An 18,285-nucleotide genomic window follows, 5' to 3' on the forward strand; every position below is an offset into this window, starting at 1 on the left:
GTATCACGCGGGCGGCGGTCACCGGCCGCGCCGTCGCCGCCAAATTGCCGGTCCTGATCGGCCTGGAGAGGCTGATGCGCGCCGCCGGGCGCGGCCGCGACGGCACCTTTCGCAGCCTGCTTCCCCAGCGCGATCCCGTAGCTCGTCTTCCCGAACAGCTGGGCCGGTTGGCGCAGCTGCTCGGGATCGATGAAGCCGTTGAGGCGCCGACTATTCACCCGAGAGGTCAATCAGCGGACGCTGCGACGACCGCGCCGCTGGACGCCGGAGCCAGTCCTGCGCCGTCGCCGGCGGCTCAGGTGCAAGCGGCTGTGCGGTCGCCTTCGGCGCCCGGGGCGCGGGCTCCGGGGTCGTCGCCTCGGGCGCGGGCAGGGGCGCATCGATCGCCGCCCCACCCGGCGTCCCACTTTGCCCCTCAAAGCGCAGAATGCAGCGGCGCAGCTCCGCCGCGTCAGGGATCAAAGTGCAGTCGTTCACGCTTGACTGGGCTGAGGCGGGTCCTCCCACAGACGCGATTAGCAGGACGGCCCAGGCCCAAGGGCGCCAACTGGGCGGCGCGCCGCGATCCGTTTGCCGGGGGTCCCCCATCAATAGGACGCCTGCACGACGCATGACTTATCGCGCCCGCCTAGAAGATCGCACAGCGCCCGTTCGCCGGTCACGGGCTTGAGCAAAGTGAGGGTCTGGTTGGGTGGCGCCGCGAAGGGCTGGATCCCACCAGCAAACGTCGTGGCCGCTCCCGGCTTGTGGCGCCGCGACGCAGCCGCGCGCGCCGACGCTTGATCAAGCGGGATCTCTCCGCCGAAGCCGCCGTCGCCGCCCACCGGACCTGTGGCCGCCAGCGCGCCGCCGGGCGCCCAACTCGACGCCGTTTGTCCGGTGACCGCCAATACGTAACGCTCCGTCTCAAGCGGCAAGGCCGTCTTGCCCGACAACCACGCCCGCACCCGCGCAGGACCGCCGTTATAGGCGGCGGCGGCGAGGCCAAGATTGCCAAACTCTTCGCGCAGCTCTCGGAGCAGCTCGGCTGCTTTGGGAATGGCCTCATTCGGATCGAAGGGGTTCGCCACGCCGCGCTGCGCGGCGGTGGCGGGCATGAACTGAGCCACGCCTTGAGCGCCGACGCGGCTCACCGCCCGGGGATCGAGCCCGCTTTCCTGGCGCAACAGCCGCCCTAGGAACGCGCCGGGCAGCTGGGTCGCCCGGGCTGAGGCCGCAATGAGCTCCGGCACCCGTGTCTTGCCGGTCAAATCATCCCACCATCGGCGCGCCGCGTCCGGCCGCGCTGCGACGACGCCGCGCCTGGGCGCCGGCTCCGCCGTCCCAGCCCAGAGGCGATCGGACCCGCCCTCCCGCGCCTCGGCGGTCCCCACGGCCCGCGCCGAGACGCCGGCCGCCAGCGCGCCCAAGATGGCGATCAAACGGACGAAACGACGCCCGCTCACCGACGCAGGACGGATGTGGCGGGGCATGCGGATGGACCTCAGCCTTTGGCGCTGATCATGGCGACGGGGCTGGACTCGACCGGCCCGTCGATGGTCTTCGACTTGTCCCTGACCAGATATTCCTCGATGAGGCGCTGGCCGGCGGCGCGGTCCTTGAACCGCCACAGCCCGATCCGGGCGCCTTCCATCACGGTGGAATAGACGGCGAGTTCGATGGCCTCGCGCACGGCGAGTTGGGTCGGCTCGTTGCGCGTCACCCCCGCCTCGAGCTCCAGGATGCGGTTGATGGCGATGTATTTGAACGTGTCGCCGGTGAGCGCAATCGAATAGATGGTTTTGGTGACCGTAGTGCTGGTCAAGACCTCGCCGCTTTGCACCGACACCACGCGCATAGCCACCGTGACGACATCGCGGCGATATTTCACGTCGCCGCCAACGCCGAGATACCGGGCCCCGACGCCGCCCGTGGTGGTGTTGGCGTCATAGGCGATGATGCCGCCTTCGATCAGCAGGCCCGCGAACCGGATCGGCGGCAGCGGCTTGGCGGCCTCGCCCTCAAACTCGGTGCGGGTGGCGCGGATAAGCTGCCGCTCTTGCAACAAATTGGTGAGCCCGCCGCGCTCGATGACATTGAACCAGCCGCCGCCGCCGGCGTGCCGGAGCGCGTCGATGACGAAGGCGGCCCCGCCCTGGGTCACGGCGCGGGAGTACTCGGCGACAACGTCATTCGGCTTATTCTGGCCCGTCAGGTCGGGGAAGTTGTACACCGCCACGTCAATGCGCCGCGCCGCCGGCGGCAGCGTCGCGAGATTGATCCCTGTAGGCGACGACGGCGTCACCTCCGGCGCCTGCTCGAACGGCTCCCGACCGGCGAGACTCGTGCAAGCGGACAGCACCGTCGCCGTGAGAAAAACAAGAATAAGATTGCGCACGTAACGTCCCCGGCGAGATCGGCTTAACGTCGCGCCCAAATCCAAATAAATCGCCAATGGCGAGTCGCCGAGCCTCGGGGCCAATGGATGGCGAGTTGGTTCTGCCGTCAACGCGCATTCAGGCCTAAGCTTTCGAAAAACGGGTCTGTGATGCATCAGCATCACAGACCCGACAGCTTCAGACTTAATGCGGAGATCGGTGCGGGGAGGGCGCCTCCCCGCCGCCTGTTGGGATGACTACTGCTTGATCGACGCGAAGTTGCCCGAACCCACCTGAGAGTAGTTGGCGACGTTCGAATTTCCGTTCTGCGTCACGTCGGCATGGTTCTTGGCCCCGCCCGCGCCGTTCGCCTGATAGCCGGTGACGCTGTTGTTATAGCCCGCCTGCGCGATCACGGTCTCGTCGCCAGCGCCGGTGTTATCCCCAGCCTGCGTGACATTCACGTAATTGTTGTCGCCGGAATACTGCGTCACCGTGGCGGAGCCATGATGCCCAACCTGGGTGTTGTAAATCCGGTTGTTGTTGCCGGAATACGTAATCCCAGTGAAGTGGTTGTCATTACCGTTCTGATAGTTGTAGACGTAGCCGTTGGTCCCTGCCTGATAGATATAGGCGGACATGCCGTTGCCGTTTCCGGCGCCCTGCGTGCTGAAGACCTCATTGTGGTAGCCCAACTGCGTCGCCTCAAGGCTCGACGTTCCGGCGTTCTGATAAGAATTCACTACATGGCTACCGTCGGCGCCCTGCCAAATCTTCGCAGACGCAGAGCCCACTTTCTGGACGGCGTTGGCGAAGTTATTGCCCACCCCTGTCTGCGTGATCTGGATCGAGGCGCCGTACATTGACTGGCCGCCCTGCTCCTGGGTCGCGTAGGCGGTGTTGTTAGACCCATCCTGCGAGACTGTGGCGGTGGCGGAGGTAGCGTTCTGCTTGATGTAAGCGTTATTGTTGTTGCCAGCGCCCTGAGTGGCGGTCGCGAAGGTCGAGCCGCCGCCGTCGCCGTTTCCGGACTGGTCGATATAGATGGCGCTGTTCGTCGAGCCTGCGCCCTGCGTCGCTGCGGCGTTGTTGCGGACCCCATTCTGGTCGATCTTGATGTAGCGGCTATAGGCGCTCTCATTTTCCTGAGAGGTCGTGGCGCTGTTGGCCGATCCCGACTGAGTGAGGTCGACAGTGTTGTTGCTGCCCGCGAAGGCAGACGTTGCGATCAAAAGCGCAGCGACGCTCACAGATACGGCGACGATGTTGGTTTTCATTTCTCTTTTCCTTCCCTGTCCTTACCGCCGTTCAGCGCCCGACCGGGCGCGGCGCTTAAGGCGTTAACAGTACGTTAATACCGGGCGGGGAATGGTTAATCAATACCTAACATGGAGTATAAGCTTGCCTGCACAACCTAACTTGAATTTATCGTAAATGCCGCATACAGTTCAGCAGCGCTTAGCTGCGCAGCGGACATTATGTGTTGCGCTTTGCCGAAATGGGTCGGATTGGGGTTTCACAGCGGGGCCTGCTTGTAGTTCAATCAGGCGTGAATCAGGGGATTAGCCTTGCCAATCGGGATGCATGTTGACCCGCCTCGTCCGCCGCTTGTCTGCGACGTCGCCCAAGAGATCGCCGGCGATGCGGTCGTGTTGTGGGGGGCGATATCGGCCCAAACTGATGCGCGCGGCAAATACGTGATCACCGTCCGTAAGTCAGGTCCAACCGGAGCGTCCAACATACGCCAGGCCGGCGAGTTCATTGCCCGGCCAGGGTCGGCCGCCGCCGTCGGACGCGTTTCGGTCAGGATCGAGCCTGGCGGGAGCTTTGACGTCGTTTTGACCGCGGAAGCCGACGGTCAAGAGGCCGTCTGCACGCGGCGCGGGGAGCGCGTGAAGTGAGAGCGACGCGGTTGGTCCGGTCGTCCGGCGTCGGCGGGCGAATCCTCGGGGCGGTGGGCTGGGCAGCGGCGCTGTTTCTTCCCGCACAGGCCCAGAATGCGTTGTTTGCGGGTGTTGAGGTCAGACGGGCCGACCAGAGTTCGGCATTGTCCGGCGGCCCGAATCGACCTTCGTCCGATTTCGTGACCTCGGGCCGCAGCGTCATTCCGACTTACGCCATCGATCCCACGCTCCTCGTCCCTGGCGCGTTGGGCGCCGGCGGCGGCAATCGGACAGACGCGACCCAGTCAGGCCTGGGCAATGCCGGATACCTCAATGCGGAGGGGCGGTCGAACACGACGGTTCTCATGCAGGACGGATCAGGGAACATGACCCATCTGCAGGTGACGGGCGCCGGCAACAGCGTGACGTTGCAGCAGACGGGCGCTGCAAACGCGTTGGGTGGATCGTCATCGAATGGCTGGTTGAGCGTGCGGGGCGCGTCCAATCGTTTGGATGCGTCGCAGTCCGGTCCGCAGAACCAGATTGACGTCGGGATCAGCGGGAATGCGAACGCCGTGTCGCTGACGCAGTCATCCTCGACGGCCGGCAACCTGATGGTCCTTTCGGTTCAAGGCTCCAACAATCCAGTGACGGTCAGCCAGATCGGAAACGGGCTTAACGGTTCTGTCTCCGTCGTCGGCGCCGGCTCACAACCCATCAACGTCACCCAGGTCGGCTCCGGCGGAGCTCCGCTTTTGACGCCGGGTGCTCAACCCGGCCACGGCACAGGGAAGTAATCGTGCGTCATTCTTTGTTTGCGGGTGCGGCGGCGGCGCTCACCCTAACCTTGATCTCCCTTCCACTCGGGGCCAGTCAGCTGGTCTATCAGCCGGTCAATCCCTCCTTTGGTGGGAGCCCGTTGAACGGTAATTGGCTGCAGTCGGAAGCCTCGGCGCAAAATGAGTTCACGCGGCGCGAGCAGCATCGCAGTCAGCTCAATTCAGCGCTCAGCCAGTCGACGTCCTCCACGCAGAACCAGCTCACGCCGGGGCAGCTCTTCGCCCGGCAGCTGCAATCGCAGCTTTACTCCTCGCTGGCCAATAAGATCACCCAGTCGATTTTCGGCGAGAACGCCCAACAGAATGGAACCTTCGCGTTCGAGGGCACCGTCATCAGCTTCAACCGGATCGGGTCGAACGTCCAGGTCACCATCGACGACGGTCAGAGCGTGACGTCTGTCACGGTGCCCGCGGGGCCTTGAGCAGCGGCGGCCTCTGTCCTTGACCTCGTGAGCGAGCGCTAGACCCCTGATGAGCTTATTTGTTGTGCCTGCAAAGCCCAGTTTCCTTTGGCTTGGCGTCTTTGGGGCGGCTTTCGTCTGTTTGGCCATGCCGGCCTTGTCCCAACCGGCCGCGCCGAGCTCCGAACCGGCCACGCCGGCCGCAAGTCCAGCGGCCTGCGATGCGGCTTGCATTCGGGCCAACTCCGAACCCGCCGCGAAGGTGTGCGCGCGCCGGGTCGAAGCGGAGGCGCCGACCGATTACGAATGGGTCACGCGACCCTTTATCAACATCTTTCAACAGGCCGAACCGCCGGGGGCGAACGAGAGCGCGGTGCGTTATCGCGGCGATTCGATCCGCTTCCTCAGCCCGCAAAAGGAATGGGTCCGGATCACCTACGAATGCGGATTTGATCCGCGCCAGCAGAAGGTGGAGTTCGTCAATGTGCGCCTGGGACGCCTCGATCGACCGGACGGCGTCGCTGCGAACCGTCAAGTCGCACCGCCCCAGACCGCCCCGCAAGTACAGGCGGCGCGCGGCCCGACGCAGCCCAGCGCGCAGCCGAGGTCGAATGTCGCCAAGCCTCCCGTCGGCGAACCGAGCGAGATCGAAATCCTGCAGGTGAACCCGCACAGGATCCGTCGCTAAGCGCTTCACCGGCGCGGAGGGATCTGGTCGATATAGACCGGCGGCGGAATCCGTGTTGGTCGTTCGGCGATGGGGTGGGCGGGGGAGCCGTAGGAGGCGCCGGGCCGACCGGGGATCGCACCCGCGGCGGAGGTCAGCGGTTGGTCGGGGACGGGCGAAAGCGGTCCTTCCGGGACGCGGCTCTCGTCGATCTGAGGCCGCAACTCGCCCTCGAAGCGGTCGATGCAATCTCGCAGGGCGGTCGGCTCCTTCAGGAAGGTGCATTCATTCACGTTCGGCGGTGCGTGCTCCTGAGCGCCGGCCGCCATCGGCGCGATCATCACCGCGACCATCCAAAAATCCCTCATTGCGGCCTCGCAATCGTTTCGACGCCGTTGTCAGCGCCGACTTGGGCCAACTGCACGGGTCAACGTAAAAATACCAAGATCCAAGGCCCTTTCCATCCCGACCGGCCGTGATGTGATCAAGGCTGGGCGGCGTCGCGCGCCGCCAACCTCGCAGGCCGAGCCGTTTAAGGTGCAGAGCTTGTCATCGCTCAGTCCGAACTCTTGATCCGCTTAAGGCGCCTGTTCTCGCAACAAGCCGATGCCTCCGCTTCTCTGACCCGCCCGCGCCTGAAGAGCCCTGAACAACGACGCCCATCAACTCGCGTCGTTGCGGAGCTAGACTGCCTACCAGCCCTTGGCATCCGACTTCGACAAAGGATTGCTGAACCATAAGGCGGTACTTTACGGTTTGATAACGCCTGACCAAGCGCCCAAGCCCATGGATTGCACCTGTCGTGACGACATCATCCCACCCGCCCTTGCATCCGAAGCGTTGCGCGAGGCTCTGATGCGCCGCCTCGCCCCGCCGCGGCTGTTGGGGGGAATCGGCCCGGCTCTATGAGGAGTTGCGGGCCGCCGTCATCGCCGATGCGGCGCCGCAGTCCTTTCTGGAGATGGTTTACGTCCAGGATTTCGTCGAAGAGGTCTGGCACATGTTGCGGCTGGACGGCGCAGCGCTCGACGTCGTCGCCAACCAGGCCCGCGACCTGATGGAAGCCCTGCTGCTGGAGGCCGGTCCGAGCGGTCCCGGCGAGGACGAGGCGGCGCGCGAGGCCGAGGCGGCGCGCCTGGCCGCGGGCTGGTGGCGGGGCGAGTCCGAGGCGCTGGCGGCCTGCTAGGCGGCGTTGGGAGCGGGGCTGATCAACCTGGAGGCGGTCAAGGCCCGCGCCGCCACCCGCTGCTTGGCGGAGCTGCAGCGCATCGACGGTCTCAAGAGCTCCGCCAAGCGCGGTCGCGACCAAGCGCTGCACATGCTGCTCCTGCTGCGCAGCGCCGCGGCGGCCCTGGGCCTGAGCGACGCCGCGCTTGCGGGCCAGCCTTCGGCTCTCCTCGAACGGGGCCAGCGATGACCTCCGAACGCCAGATCGCCGCCAACCGTCGCAACGCGCAAAAGAGCACGGGCCCGCGCAGCGCCGCCGGCAAGATGCGCTCGCGCCTCAACGCCCGCCGCCATGGCCTCACCGCCGTCCTTCCCGAACCCGCCGACCGCGCGCTCCTCGGCGAGATCGAGCGCGTCTTGCAGGCCGAGACTGGGGCGCAACCTGGCGCAGCGCTGCCGCGCGCCGCCGCCGCGGCGATCCTGCGCCACCGCCGCGCCAGCGCCTGCCGCGCTGCGCCGCCGTTGGCGCCCGAAGACGGGGCCGAACCGGCCGCCGGCGGCGCGGCGGCGACCGCAGCCGACCCGCTGGACGAGAGCGCCGCGCCCGCTCCTGGCGGCCTCGCGGCCGCGCTCGCCGAGCGTTACGCCACGGCGCTGCGCAAGGGGCGTGACGCGCTGGTCAAGGAGCTGCTTGCCGGGCCGGCGCCGCCGTCCGAACCGGCTGAAAGCGGCGCCGTTAACGGAGGCGGAGCCCATGACGAGGGTGGGACCCATGGCCGATGACGGCTCGGGCAGCGCCGAAGAGGACGTCCTGGCGGGCGACCTCGCGCGCCAGCGTCTGGACGCCCATCGCCGGACCTGGACCGACATCGCTTCCCGCCGGCGACGGGCGCAGCGCATCCGCGACGTCACGCTTCAAGAAAATTGCGTGCTTGAGGCCAAGCTTTTCGCCGCCATCGAGGCGCAAGAGCGCCTCGCCTACGGGATGCAGGATGGCGATGAGGCTGTGTCCGAGGCCACGAGCCTCGAAGGCTATGATGAGGCCGGCCTCTTTGCGATGGCCGACGAGCTGCTTGTCGAGGAGGGATGGCGCACCGAGCAGGGCCGCGCGCATCTGCTGCCGTCGGAACGCGCCTTTCTCGCGGCCTGGCCCGAAGAGCTCAAGCGCCGCCACAACGCGTTGGAAGCCGCTCTCGCCGCCGCCGCCGCGGTCTCGCCGAAGCGCAAGCTCCAGAACCATAAACTGGCGGAGCATCGCAACGCTGCGCGATCTGGACCAGCGCCGTCGGCGGGCCGTTCGGCTCGGCGATCGCCGTGAGCTCGCATTGCTGCTTCAGCAGATCCGGGCCTTCGCCGTCCACGCGGAGCGCGAGCGCCGGCTCTTTCACCTCGGGGGCATGCAGGACGAGCCTGCGAGCAGCGACAGCAGAAGACTGGCGGGAGAGCTGCTTGGGTTCAAACTGGAAACGGCGATGCAAATCCTCGCCATTCGCGAGCGCATCCTGACGGAGGCCGTGGCGGCTGGAACGGCGGATCGGTGCGCATTGGAAGCCTGGCAGGACCGGATCGGGGCCTGTTTTCCAGACCTTGCAGAAATCTACGCCCGCCGGCGCGCCATCGCCGCTGACGCGGCCGCCGACCGGGCGGCTTACCCCGGACGCTAGACCCATTTCCGATCAGACTGCATCGTAGCCGGCTGCTGCGAAGAAGTTGGCGCATTCGGCTGGTGTGAAGAGGTCGACGATACGGCCGATGGCGTCCCAGAGGCCAACGACCGTTCGCTCCTCGGCCTTGCGAAGCAGGGCCTTCAGCTTGGAGAAGGCGTTCTCGATGGGGTTGAAGTCGGGGCTGTAGGGCGGGAGGTAGAGCAAGCTCGCGCCTGCCGCCTCGATCATCTGGCGCACGCGCGGACCCTTGTGGCTCGACAGATTGTCCATGACGACGACGTCGCCTGGCGCCAGCTCGGGGCCGAGGACCTTCTCGACATAAGTCTCGAACGCGTCGCGGTTGATCGGTCCGTCGATGACGAAGGGCGCGACCATCCCTGTCGAGCGCAGGCCGGCCACGAAGGTGGTGGTCTTCCAATGCCCGTGCGGCACGCTCATGCGCAGCCGCTGGCCCCGAGGGGCTCGTCCCCTGGCCCGCGTCATCTTGGTCGTCGCCCACGTCTCATCGATGAAGAGCAGGCGTTCCGGCTCCAGATCAAGCTGGTCGTCGAACCAGGCCTGCCGCCGCCTCAGAATGTCCGGCCGGCTCTGCTCCGCGGCATGCGCCGACTTTTTTTGAGCGTCAGACCGTGCCGGCGAAAGAACCGCCAGAGGGTGCCGATGCCTACCGCCACACCCTGCTCCGACAGGTCGGCCTTGATCTCCGACAGCGTGATGTCCGGCTTGGTATCGACAAGGGATCGGATGACCGCCGCGTGCGCCTCGATGCGCTGCGAGCGACGATCTCCGCCGAGCGGCCCTGGCCGAGGTTCCCCCTGCTCACGGGCCAATCGCCGCCATCGGCTGACACTGGCCGCGCTCACGCCAAAGCGTTCGCCCGCTTCACGATGCGACGCGCCGGCCTCAACGGCGGCCAGCACACGAACCCGCAGATCAAGCGACAGTGCTCTCGACATGCCTGCCGGCCCCCAGCCCCGGCAGACAGCTTGAATCACTCTCGCGCTGATTTGGGAATCCGCTTCGATTCCTTCAGCTCGGAAACCGCTCTAGGGCAGAGCGGCGACCGGGCCTGCGCAGGCGGGCCCCGTATCGCCCCACACTCTGCTTGGCCCAGACAGGCGCTTTAGCAGCCGGGCGAACGCCGCGCGGGTGAGCGCGGCGGCTGGCGGCCCATCATGGAGCAGGCGTGCGGACAGATTGGAGCAGGGGCGCCTTCGCTATGGGGCGGGCGGGGGCCGCGGTCCTGCCAAAACCTCGTGCAGAGCGCCTGCTTCGGGCTCTACCGTCACCCAGCCCTGACCGGACTGGCGGCAGGCTGGGACGGTTCGGCCGCTGAGCGACTTCGCGCCGCGAGGCGTCAGCACGCACCGATCGGCGCGCTGCCGTGGTATGACGATCGCCGTCGGTAGAGGCCGCAGGATTCAAACTCGCTGACCTTCTCGAAGGAGCCGTCCGAGAACCGCCAGCGCGGCGGCGCGCGTCGCCTCAACCAGCAGCGTCGTCTTCGGCGCGACGACGCAGCGCCGCCCCGTAGCTGGTCTTCTCAAACAAAAGGGCCCGCTTCAACAGCTGCTCGCGAGTGATGAAGCCGTTTGAAAACGCGATTTCCTCCAGCGCGGCGATCTGCAGCCCCTGGCGGTGCTGGATGGTGCGGACGAATTCGCTCGCTTCCAGCAGGCTGTCGTGGGTGCCGGTGTCGAGCCAGGCGTAGCCGCGCGACATCAGCTCCACATGCAGGTCGCCGCGCTCCAGATAGGCGCGGTTGACGTCGGTGATCTCCAACTCGCCGCGGGGGGAGGGCTGCACGGCGGCGGCGATGTCGAGCACGGCGTTGTCGTAGAAATAGAGCCCGGTGACGGCCCAGTGCGACTCCGGCGCGGTGGGCTTTTCGACGATCTGGGTAGCGCGTCCGCGCGCGTCCAGGCTGACCACCCCGTAACGCTCGGGATCGGTGACGTGATAGCCAAAAATCGTGGCGCCGGTCTCCCGCGCATGGGCGCGCTTCAAGAGGTCGATCAGGCCGGCCCCGTAGAAGACGTTGTCGCCCAATACCAGGGCGACGCGGTCGCCGCCGACGAAGTCGCGGCCGATGACGAAGGCCTGCGCCAGCCCTTCCGGGCGCGGCTGCACGGCGTAGGCGAAGGACACCCCAAACTGCTCGCCCGTGCCGAACAGCCGGCGATAATTGTCGAGATAGTCCGGCGCGGAGATAATCAGGATGTCGCGGATGCCGGCCATCATCAGCACCGACACCGGGTAATAGATCATCGGCTTGTCATAGATCGGCAAAAGCTGCTTGTTGATCGCCAAGGTCGCCGGATGCAGCCGGGTGCCGGATCCGCCGGCCAGTACGATTCCCTTCATGTCGCGCCCCGCTGCGATGTCGTCACGCCCGTGCGGGCCCAATTAGGTGGTCCAGCACGTCGCCCAGCGCCGCGCGCCAGGGCCGCGGACGAACGCCGTAATCCGCTTCGATCCGCGCTGTCGACAGCCGTGAGTTGCGCGGCCGCCGCGCCGGCGTCGGAAACTCCGCCGTCGCGATGCCCGCGACCGGAACGCTGGGGCCGCCGCGGCGCGCCGACTGCGCCATGATCTCGGCGGCGAGGCCGCGCCAGGTCACGTCGCCCGCATTGGCAAAATGGAAGGTCCCACCCGGCGCGGCCGGATCCTGCGCCAGCCGGAGCGCGATCGTGGCCAGCGCCGCCGCGAGGTCGCCCGCGACGGTGGGCGTGCCGCGCTGGTCGTCGACCACGCGCAGCGCCGCCCGCTCGCTTGCCAGGCGCAGCATCGTCTTGACGAAATTGGCCCGGTGCGGGCTCACCACCCAGGCCGTGCGCACGATGGCGTGGCGCGGATGGGCGGTGCGCACCGCCTGTTCGCCGCCTTCCTTGCTGGCCCCATACACGCCGAGCGGCGCCACCGGATCGCCGACCTCATAGGGCCGGTCGGCCGCGCCGTCGAAGACGTAGTCGGTGGAGACCTGCACCAAAGGCGCGCCGGCCCGCGCCGCCGCGGCGGCCAACAGGGCGGGGGCGAGCGCGTTCACCCGCCAGGCGGCGCCGACCTCCTGCTCCGCTTTATCGACGGCCGTATAGGCTGCGGCGTTGATCACCGCCGCATAATTACCGCCCGCCAGGGCGCGCTCCACCGCGGCCTCGTCCGTAATGTCGAGCGCGTCCCGGCCGGGCGCGTGCAGCCTGACGCCCTGCGGCCAGCCGAAGCGCTGCAGCTCAAGGCCGACTTGTCCGCCGCCGCCCAGGATAAGGATGCGCATGGATCAGCCCCGGGCGGCCGCAAGGCCGAGCCGCTGGCCCTGATAGACGCCGTCGCGGATGGGACCCCACCACGCCTGGTTATCGAGATACCAAGCCACCGTCTCAGTCAGCGCCTCTTCAAAGATCTTTTGCGGCGTCCAGCCGGTCTCGTGCTCCACCTTCGCCGGGTCGATGGCGTAGCGCCGGTCGTGCCCCGGCCGGTCGGTCACGAATTGCACCAGCCGCTCATGCGGCCCGGCGTGGGGCCGCAACCGGTCGAAGGCCGCGCACAGCGCCGTCACCACCTGCATGTTGGTGCGCTCCGAGCGCGCCCCGACCAGATAGGTGTGGCCGACGCGCCCGCGCTCCAATATGGCGCAGAGCGCCCGGGCGTGATCCTCCACATGGATCCAGTCGCGCACGTTCAGCCCGTCGCCATAGACCGGCAGCTTCTTGCCCTCCAGCGCGTTGAGGATCATCAGCGGGATCAGCTTTTCCGGAAACTGGCGCGGGCCGTAATTGTTGGAGCAGTTGGAGACGAGCACCGGCAGCCCATAGGTCACGCCCCAGGCGCGGGCCAGATGGTCGGACGCCGCCTTGGAGGCGGAGTAGGGCGAGCGCGGATCATAGCGGCTCTCCTCGGTGAAGAACCCCTCCGGCCCGAGCGAGCCATAGACCTCGTCGGTCGACACATGCAGGAAGCGAAAGGCGTCCTTCTCGGCCGCGGGCAGCTTGTCCCAATGGCCGCGCGCCGCCTCCAGCATCGCCTGCGTGCCCATCACATTGGTGCGCACGAAGGCGCCCGGGCTGGCGATCGAGCGGTCGACATGGCTCTCGGCGGCGAGATGCATGACCGCCTGCGGCCGGAACTCCGATAGCAGCGCGCGCATGCGCGGCCCGTCGCAGATGTCGGCCTCCATCAGGCGGTGGCGCGGATCGCTGGCCAGCGGCGCCAGCGACAGCGGGTTGGCCGCATAGGTCATAGCGTCGATGTCGAGCACCTCGTGCCCGAGATCGCGCACCAGATGCAGCACGAGGGCGGAGCCGATGAAACCGCAACCGCCGGTGACGAGGATCCGCATGAGGTTCGCCTGCTGACGTGTTCCTGAGCCGAGCCGGGCGCTGGCGCCCGTCCGTCGATGATGCAACGACCTTCGCTCTAAGCGAAGACCGGGCCAAGCGCCCCCAGAGTCAGCGCCGCCCTGTCCTTGTCGGAGAGGATCGCCTCTCCGGCGCCGACCGGCCAGGCGATGCCCAGCGCCGGATCGTTCCACAGCAGAGTGCGGTCGTGCTCGCGGCTGTAATAGGCGTCGACCTTGTAGGTCACCATGGTATGCGGCTCCAGCGTGCAGAAGCCGTGCGCGAAACCCGCCGGCACGAAAAGCTGCTCGCCCGTCTCGGCGTCGAGCCGGAACGTTTGATGCCGCCCATAGAAGGGCGAGGAGCGCCGCAGGTCGACCACCACGTCGAAGATGCTCCCCGCCAGCACCCGCACCAGCTTGGCCTGGGCGAAGGGCGCCAGCTGACAGTGCAGCCCTCGCACCGTGCCGCGGTGGACCGAAAACGATTGGTTGTCCTGCACGAACTCCGCCGTGATCCCGGCTTCGGCGCAGCGATCCTTGCGCCAGGTTTCGCTGAACCAGCCGCGGTCGTCACCGAAGCGGGGAGGGGTGAGGAGGAGCGGCTGCGGGAGGGAGAGGGATGACGTCGCTGTCACGGAGCGATCCTCGGACTCATGGTGGCCGCTCAGCACCAATCGACACTCAAGCCATGGGCGGCGATGGCGATGAACGCCCTATAGGCCATACGGGGCGGCTCTGTCATCGACGGAGTGGCGATCAACATCAAACGACCTTATAGGATGAGGGTGAAGGAGCCGTCGGCGAACCCAGCCGGCAGGCGTGGCCGACGCCGAACTCGTCCGGGTCGCTCGTAGTTCGGGCCCGCCGCGCCGCCCGCCGACGTCGCGGCCTTCGCCCGCCACGCCGTCTTGCACCGGCGGGCGCAGCGTCTTCCGGCCGCGGACGCCGGCCTGGGTCACGAGCGTGCCGCCGATTCGCCGGCAAAGGCCGCCGACGCAGCCGGGCGAGCCGGCAGACCTTTCGAGCCGCTGGCGGCTTTATTGCAGCGCTATCGAACGACGCTGCGCCGCGACCGCGACCGCGACCTCGCCCTCACGAGGCTGCTCACCGGGCTGGTGGAGGCGGCCGAGCCGGCCGATCCTGCGCCGCAGGTGAACGCCGCGCCGGCTCCCCGACCGCCGCCATGACAGCCGCTAGGACCGCCTCCCGAAACCGGGCGCCGAACGCCCAGGATGGCGCCGCCGCCGCCCGCCGCGGCGCACCCAGGATGGCCGCGCCGCCGTCGGCCGACGCGCCGCGCACGCCCCAGCAGGCGGTCGCGCCCGACGCCCGGCCGTCCAGCGAGCGCGCCCTCCTGGGCTGGCCGCCTGCGTCGCGGAGCGCCCTCTGCGAAACAAAACCAGCGGCAGGGGGCCGCCGCCGTGGCGGCCATTCGCTCGGCGCCCTGGCCCGCCGATCGGCTTCTCGCCCCCCGGCCGGTCCAGCCGCCTGGCGCTGGCGCCACGGCCGCCCTCGCGCCGGAGCCGCCCGCGCGCCAAAGACCCACGCAACGATGCCACCGCTTCCAGCAACGCTCGTCCTCATCGGGGTGAGTCTCCGACTGGGCCGCGATCCCGCGCGGTCCCACGATGGACGGAGAGCGTCTTGGTTGTTCTGCACGAACTGCGCCGTGATTCCGGCTTCGGCGCCAATCGCGCGATTGCGCCGATAAGGAACCTTGACCGGTTGCGCCGCCACCGGGCCGCCCCGATAAGGGCGGGCGTCGTCGTCGATCGAGGAGCGACAAAAAGCTCGGGTTCGCGGCCACAGCAGGTGCCAAGTAATCCTCTCGGATTAGTTACGTTAAAAACATTGACCCTCGTTATTCCAGGGCTCAGTTTAATCATCATCCGATGAGTTCTCACCGATACGATGAAGATGGAGGGGGCGGTGGCGAGACCGTGGGGGTCTTTTCGCGTGCGGGAAAGAGCGTCTCTCTTGATCTGCGCGCCAACTTGATTGCGCTCCGGATAGCTCTCCTCAATTACGAGTAACTCTCCTTAAAAGTCGCGCAGGATCGGCGCGGGAGGCCAGCTCGGCGATGCGTCTACGCCGCGCGCCTTGGCGCGCGGCGCGGAAGAAGGGCCGAGAGCCACCCGTGTCTGCGGCGTCCTAACGCCTCGTCGCGCGGTCATCCGCCGCGCTCGCCTCGAAGACAGCGTCATCCAGCATCGAACCGATCCCACGGGGCTCGTTCCCGGACGAACTGCGTCCGGACGAGATCCGCACAGCCGCGCTCTGATCGAGATCTGAAACACCCTGGACGAGCATCGCTCTCACTAAGCCACAGCCGTCATTCCGTTCGCGCAAGCCGGAGAACCGTCATGACAACCAGCATCAATGGAACCGCAAACGCTGATCTCATCGACGTGCGCGGGACGGCGACCAGCTACAAGATCACAGCCGGGTCCGGAAATGACGTCGTCTACGCTGGAGCAGGGAATGACTACCTGGACGGGGGATCCGACAACGACCTTCTCGATGGCGGCGCAGGAAGCGATACGCTGATTGGCGGCTCTGGCAACGACACCTTGATCTTCCGCGCAAGCGAAAATGTCGGATCGTCCGACGTCTATGACGGTGGCTCCGGGACAGCAGATAGGCTCCAGTTGCAACTGAGCTACAATGAGTGGATCCGGGCCGATGTTCAGGCGGATGTGACGAACGCTCAGCAGTACCTGACGCCCCCCGGCGGCAAGGCTTTTCAGTTCACAGCCTTCAATCTCAGCGTGAAAAACGTCGAATACCTGGACGTCTATGTCGCCGGCGTGAAGATGGACCTCAGCAATCACGCCGTCACCCTCAATTCCGATGCGCTGTCGGCGAGCGAGGACGGCCCTGGGCCAGCTGTAAACCTTCTCGCCAATGACAGCGTGCCGGATCTGGTCAAAGCGATCTCTGTTTCACAGCAACCTCTGCATGGCGCGGTCGTCCTCGCGACGAATTTCGCCGATGTGGCTGCGCCCGTGGCGAACGCGACCTACACGCCGGATCCGACCTACTGGCAGTCCCTCGCGGAAGGACAGACTGCCACGGAGACGTTCACCTACACCGTGACGGACGCGAACGGCGACGTCGCGAGCAAATCGGCGACCGTGACCATCACCGGACGGAATGATGCGCCAGTGGCGCAAGCTCTTTCGGCCTCGACCAACGAGGATACGCCGACTCTTCTGTCGCCGGTGTTCGCTGATGTGGATCAGGGCGATGCGGCGAGCGTGTCCGTGGACGCCACCGGCGCTGTGGGCTTGGTCACGCTATCTCCCGACGGGACGATCGCGTACGATCCGCGCGGTCACTTCGACGCTCTGGCGCCCGGCGCGTCCGCGACGGACATCTTCCACTACACCGTCAAGGACAGCCATGGCGCCAGTTCCACCCAGACGGCGTCGATCACGGTCACTGGCGTAAATGATGCTCCGTCGGGCTCAGCCACGGCGGTCCTTGCTCACGGCACAGAAAACACCCCTTACACGCTGAGCGCCGCCGATCTCCTCGCGGGTTTCGCGGATCCGGACGGAGGCGTGTTGAGCGCGGCTCACCTGACCGCGGATCACGCGACGATCGTCGCCAACAGCGGCGGAAGCTTCACCATCGCTCCTTCGCAGGACTATCACGGCCCCGTCACCCTCAGCTACGACGTGCTGGATGGTCAGGGTGGCTCGATCGCAGCGTCGAACAACATTGTTTTCGATGCTGTCGAAGGCCCGCCGGCCATGGCGTTGCGTCAATTCCCAAGCGCGGCCCATAACAATGTGATCGTCGCAGATGTGAACGCGGACGGCCGCCAGGACGTGATCATCACCAACGGGCTGGCGGGGGTGGGCGTCCTCTTGGGGGCTGGAGACGGGTCGTTCGGCCCCGAAACGGACTTCGCTGCGGGCGCGAACACGGCGTTTGTGGCGGCCGCCGATCTCGACGGCGACCATAACACCGATCTCGTGGTCACAAATTACGGCTTTGGGGTGAACACCCTTTCGGTGCTGCGAGGCAATGGAGACGGGACGTTCCAGAGTCCAGTCGCCTATGCGGCCGGCGAGACCCCCTGGACTGTACGGTTGGCCGATATTGACGGCGACGCGAAGCTCGATGCGATCGTAAGCAGCAACTCTTACGCCAACGGCTTCTACACCCTGAAAGGAAACGGCGACGGCTCGTTTCAAGCCCCTGTGAATTACCCAGGAATATGGTCCACCGTCCTCGTCAATGCGACGGGCCTGGTCGTGTCCGATTTCAACGAAGACGGCAAATCCGACGTGCTGGTCGTGGGATACTCCTACGGCGACGTTCATCTCTACACCGGCAACGGCGACGGAAGCATGACCAGCGCCGCGACGATCAACACCGGGCACGAGGCTGTGCTGTCTCTCGCCAACGCCGACCTGAATGGCGACGGGCATCAAGACATGGCCTATTCAGATCTCGGCGGCCATGTCTACGTGGCGTTCGGAAATGGCGACGGCACGTTTCAGGCGGAGAGGGCCTACACGATCGGAACGCGATCTTATGATCTGAGCGTCGCCGACATCAATGGAGATGGAAAAAGCGACCTTGTGGTTTCAAACGGGGACCCGTGGTTCACGGCCAGTCAGGTGGGAGTGTCTGTCTTGTACAACAACGGAAATGGCGGCTTCTCTGACCCGGTGAAGTATGACACGGGACAGGCGAGTGGAGCCATCGCCACGGCCGATCTGAATGGCGACGGACGGGTCGACATCGTCTCGGCAAACGCCACGACGAATCTGTCGGTTCTCCTGAATGACTACCACTTGATTTGATCAAATGCCGGCGGTGAGGCCTCGGTTTCACCGCCAGCTCAGGTTGATGGAGGCCGGTCGTCGCGGCACGGTCCCCATCGCGGCGACGCCGGCGCGGCGGCGCGACCGACATTCATCTCGTCGATCGCGCCGCACGGGGTCTTTCCGGTCG

At 66.6% G+C, this 18,285-nt stretch carries 20 protein-coding genes; 11 read left to right on the forward strand and 9 right to left on the reverse strand.

Translation table 11 applies throughout. The annotated features are described in order from the left end of the window. Positions 1-587: 587 nt before the first annotated feature. The 3 genes from ABEG18_RS06000 to ABEG18_RS06010 all read right to left on the reverse strand — a co-directional run bounded on the left by ABEG18_RS06000 (position 588) and on the right by ABEG18_RS06010 (position 3,634). Positions 588-1,472 carry a lytic transglycosylase domain-containing protein gene (locus tag ABEG18_RS06000; RefSeq protein ID WP_406857181.1) on the reverse strand — a complete coding sequence of 295 codons (885 nt, stop codon included), beginning with the start codon at positions 1,470-1,472 and terminating at the stop codon, positions 588-590. Positions 1,473-1,483: 11 nt separating this feature from the next. Continuing rightward, on the reverse strand, positions 1,484-2,428 hold the full coding sequence (locus ABEG18_RS06005) for a CsgG/HfaB family protein (protein ID WP_406858541.1): 945 nt from the start codon (positions 2,426-2,428) through the stop codon (positions 1,484-1,486). Between the two features lie 186 nt (positions 2,429-2,614). Then, entirely contained in the window at positions 2,615-3,634 is a 1,020-nt protein-coding gene (locus ABEG18_RS06010; RefSeq protein WP_406857182.1) for a hypothetical protein, read from the reverse strand. A gap of 303 nt (positions 3,635-3,937) precedes the next feature. On the opposite strand from ABEG18_RS06010, the gene csgH reads away from it, so the two are divergent. The 4 genes from csgH to ABEG18_RS06030 are packed head-to-tail and all read left to right on the forward strand — an operon-like array spanning position 3,938 to position 6,168. After that, positions 3,938-4,258 carry a curli-like amyloid fiber formation chaperone CsgH gene (gene csgH / locus ABEG18_RS06015; RefSeq protein WP_406858542.1) on the forward strand — a complete coding sequence of 107 codons (321 nt, stop codon included), beginning with the start codon at positions 3,938-3,940 and terminating at the stop codon, positions 4,256-4,258. Positions 4,259-4,269: 11 nt separating this feature from the next. After that, on the forward strand, positions 4,270-5,037 hold the full coding sequence (locus ABEG18_RS06020) for a hypothetical protein (RefSeq protein ID WP_406857183.1): 768 nt from the start codon (positions 4,270-4,272) through the stop codon (positions 5,035-5,037). Between the two features lie 2 nt (positions 5,038-5,039). Beyond that, positions 5,040-5,501 carry a curli assembly protein CsgF gene (locus tag ABEG18_RS06025; protein ID WP_406857184.1) on the forward strand — a complete coding sequence of 154 codons (462 nt, stop codon included), beginning with the start codon at positions 5,040-5,042 and terminating at the stop codon, positions 5,499-5,501. A 49-nt stretch (positions 5,502-5,550) separates the two neighbouring features. Continuing rightward, positions 5,551-6,168 (forward strand): hypothetical protein, encoded by a 618-nt coding sequence (locus tag ABEG18_RS06030; RefSeq protein ID WP_406857185.1) that lies wholly within the window; start codon positions 5,551-5,553, stop codon positions 6,166-6,168. A gap of 5 nt (positions 6,169-6,173) precedes the next feature. Here ABEG18_RS06030 and ABEG18_RS06035 read toward each other — a convergent pair whose 3' ends face one another. After that, positions 6,174-6,500, reverse strand: coding sequence for a hypothetical protein (locus ABEG18_RS06035; RefSeq protein ID WP_406857186.1), 327 nt, complete (start codon positions 6,498-6,500; stop codon positions 6,174-6,176). A gap of 560 nt (positions 6,501-7,060) precedes the next feature. Here ABEG18_RS06035 and ABEG18_RS06040 point away from each other — a divergent pair. From ABEG18_RS06040 to ABEG18_RS06060, 5 genes are read left to right on the forward strand one after another with little or no spacing between them, the layout of a single operon-like run. Beyond that, entirely contained in the window at positions 7,061-7,333 is a 273-nt protein-coding gene (locus ABEG18_RS06040) for a hypothetical protein (protein WP_406857187.1), read from the forward strand. Between the two features lie 6 nt (positions 7,334-7,339). Further along, positions 7,340-7,564, forward strand: coding sequence for a hypothetical protein (locus tag ABEG18_RS06045; protein WP_406857188.1), 225 nt, complete (start codon positions 7,340-7,342; stop codon positions 7,562-7,564). Then, positions 7,561-8,097 carry a hypothetical protein gene (locus ABEG18_RS06050; protein ID WP_406857189.1) on the forward strand — a complete coding sequence of 179 codons (537 nt, stop codon included), beginning with the start codon at positions 7,561-7,563 and terminating at the stop codon, positions 8,095-8,097. Before ABEG18_RS06045 ends, ABEG18_RS06050 begins: the two co-directional genes overlap by 4 nt. Continuing rightward, positions 8,069-8,632: a hypothetical protein gene (locus ABEG18_RS06055; RefSeq protein ID WP_406857190.1), complete on the forward strand. Its 564-nt coding sequence runs from the start codon at positions 8,069-8,071 to the stop codon at positions 8,630-8,632. Before ABEG18_RS06050 ends, ABEG18_RS06055 begins: the two co-directional genes overlap by 29 nt. A 7-nt stretch (positions 8,633-8,639) precedes the next feature. Continuing rightward, entirely contained in the window at positions 8,640-8,978 is a 339-nt protein-coding gene (locus ABEG18_RS06060; RefSeq protein WP_406857191.1) for a hypothetical protein, read from the forward strand. 12 nt (positions 8,979-8,990) lie between these two features. On the opposite strand, the gene ABEG18_RS06065 is transcribed toward ABEG18_RS06060, so the two are convergent. The 5 genes from ABEG18_RS06065 to rfbC form a co-directional block, all read right to left on the reverse strand. Continuing rightward, positions 8,991-9,937 (reverse strand): IS630 family transposase gene (locus tag ABEG18_RS06065; protein ID WP_406857192.1). Its coding sequence is split into 2 segments (ribosomal slippage): positions 8,991-9,601 and positions 9,601-9,937, totalling 948 coding nucleotides; the frame shifts between segments, so codons are not numbered across the junction. Between the two features lie 529 nt (positions 9,938-10,466). Continuing rightward, positions 10,467-11,345: a glucose-1-phosphate thymidylyltransferase RfbA gene (gene rfbA, locus ABEG18_RS06070; protein WP_406857193.1), complete on the reverse strand. Its 879-nt coding sequence runs from the start codon at positions 11,343-11,345 to the stop codon at positions 10,467-10,469. 22 nt (positions 11,346-11,367) lie between these two features. Continuing rightward, positions 11,368-12,255: a dTDP-4-dehydrorhamnose reductase gene (rfbD, locus tag ABEG18_RS06075; protein ID WP_406857194.1), complete on the reverse strand. Its 888-nt coding sequence runs from the start codon at positions 12,253-12,255 to the stop codon at positions 11,368-11,370. Positions 12,256-12,258: 3 nt separating this feature from the next. Beyond that, positions 12,259-13,317, reverse strand: coding sequence for a dTDP-glucose 4,6-dehydratase (gene rfbB / locus ABEG18_RS06080; protein ID WP_406857195.1), 1,059 nt, complete (start codon positions 13,315-13,317; stop codon positions 12,259-12,261). A 77-nt stretch (positions 13,318-13,394) separates the two neighbouring features. After that, positions 13,395-13,952 carry a dTDP-4-dehydrorhamnose 3,5-epimerase gene (rfbC, locus tag ABEG18_RS06085; RefSeq protein WP_406857196.1) on the reverse strand — a complete coding sequence of 186 codons (558 nt, stop codon included), beginning with the start codon at positions 13,950-13,952 and terminating at the stop codon, positions 13,395-13,397. Positions 13,953-14,357: 405 nt separating this feature from the next. On the opposite strand from rfbC, the gene ABEG18_RS06090 reads away from it, so the two are divergent. Together ABEG18_RS06090 and ABEG18_RS06095 are read left to right on the forward strand one after the other, a co-directional pair. After that, positions 14,358-14,504, forward strand: a complete 147-nt coding sequence (locus ABEG18_RS06090) for a hypothetical protein (protein WP_406857197.1) — start codon at positions 14,358-14,360, stop codon at positions 14,502-14,504. Positions 14,505-15,680: 1,176 nt separating this feature from the next. Then, positions 15,681-18,134: an FG-GAP-like repeat-containing protein gene (locus tag ABEG18_RS06095; protein ID WP_406857198.1), complete on the forward strand. Its 2,454-nt coding sequence runs from the start codon at positions 15,681-15,683 to the stop codon at positions 18,132-18,134. The last annotated feature ends 151 nt before the right edge of the window (positions 18,135-18,285 follow it).

Source organism: Alsobacter sp. KACC 23698, from assembly GCF_045348435.1.
Lineage (GTDB): Bacteria > Pseudomonadota > Alphaproteobacteria > Rhizobiales > Beijerinckiaceae > Alsobacter.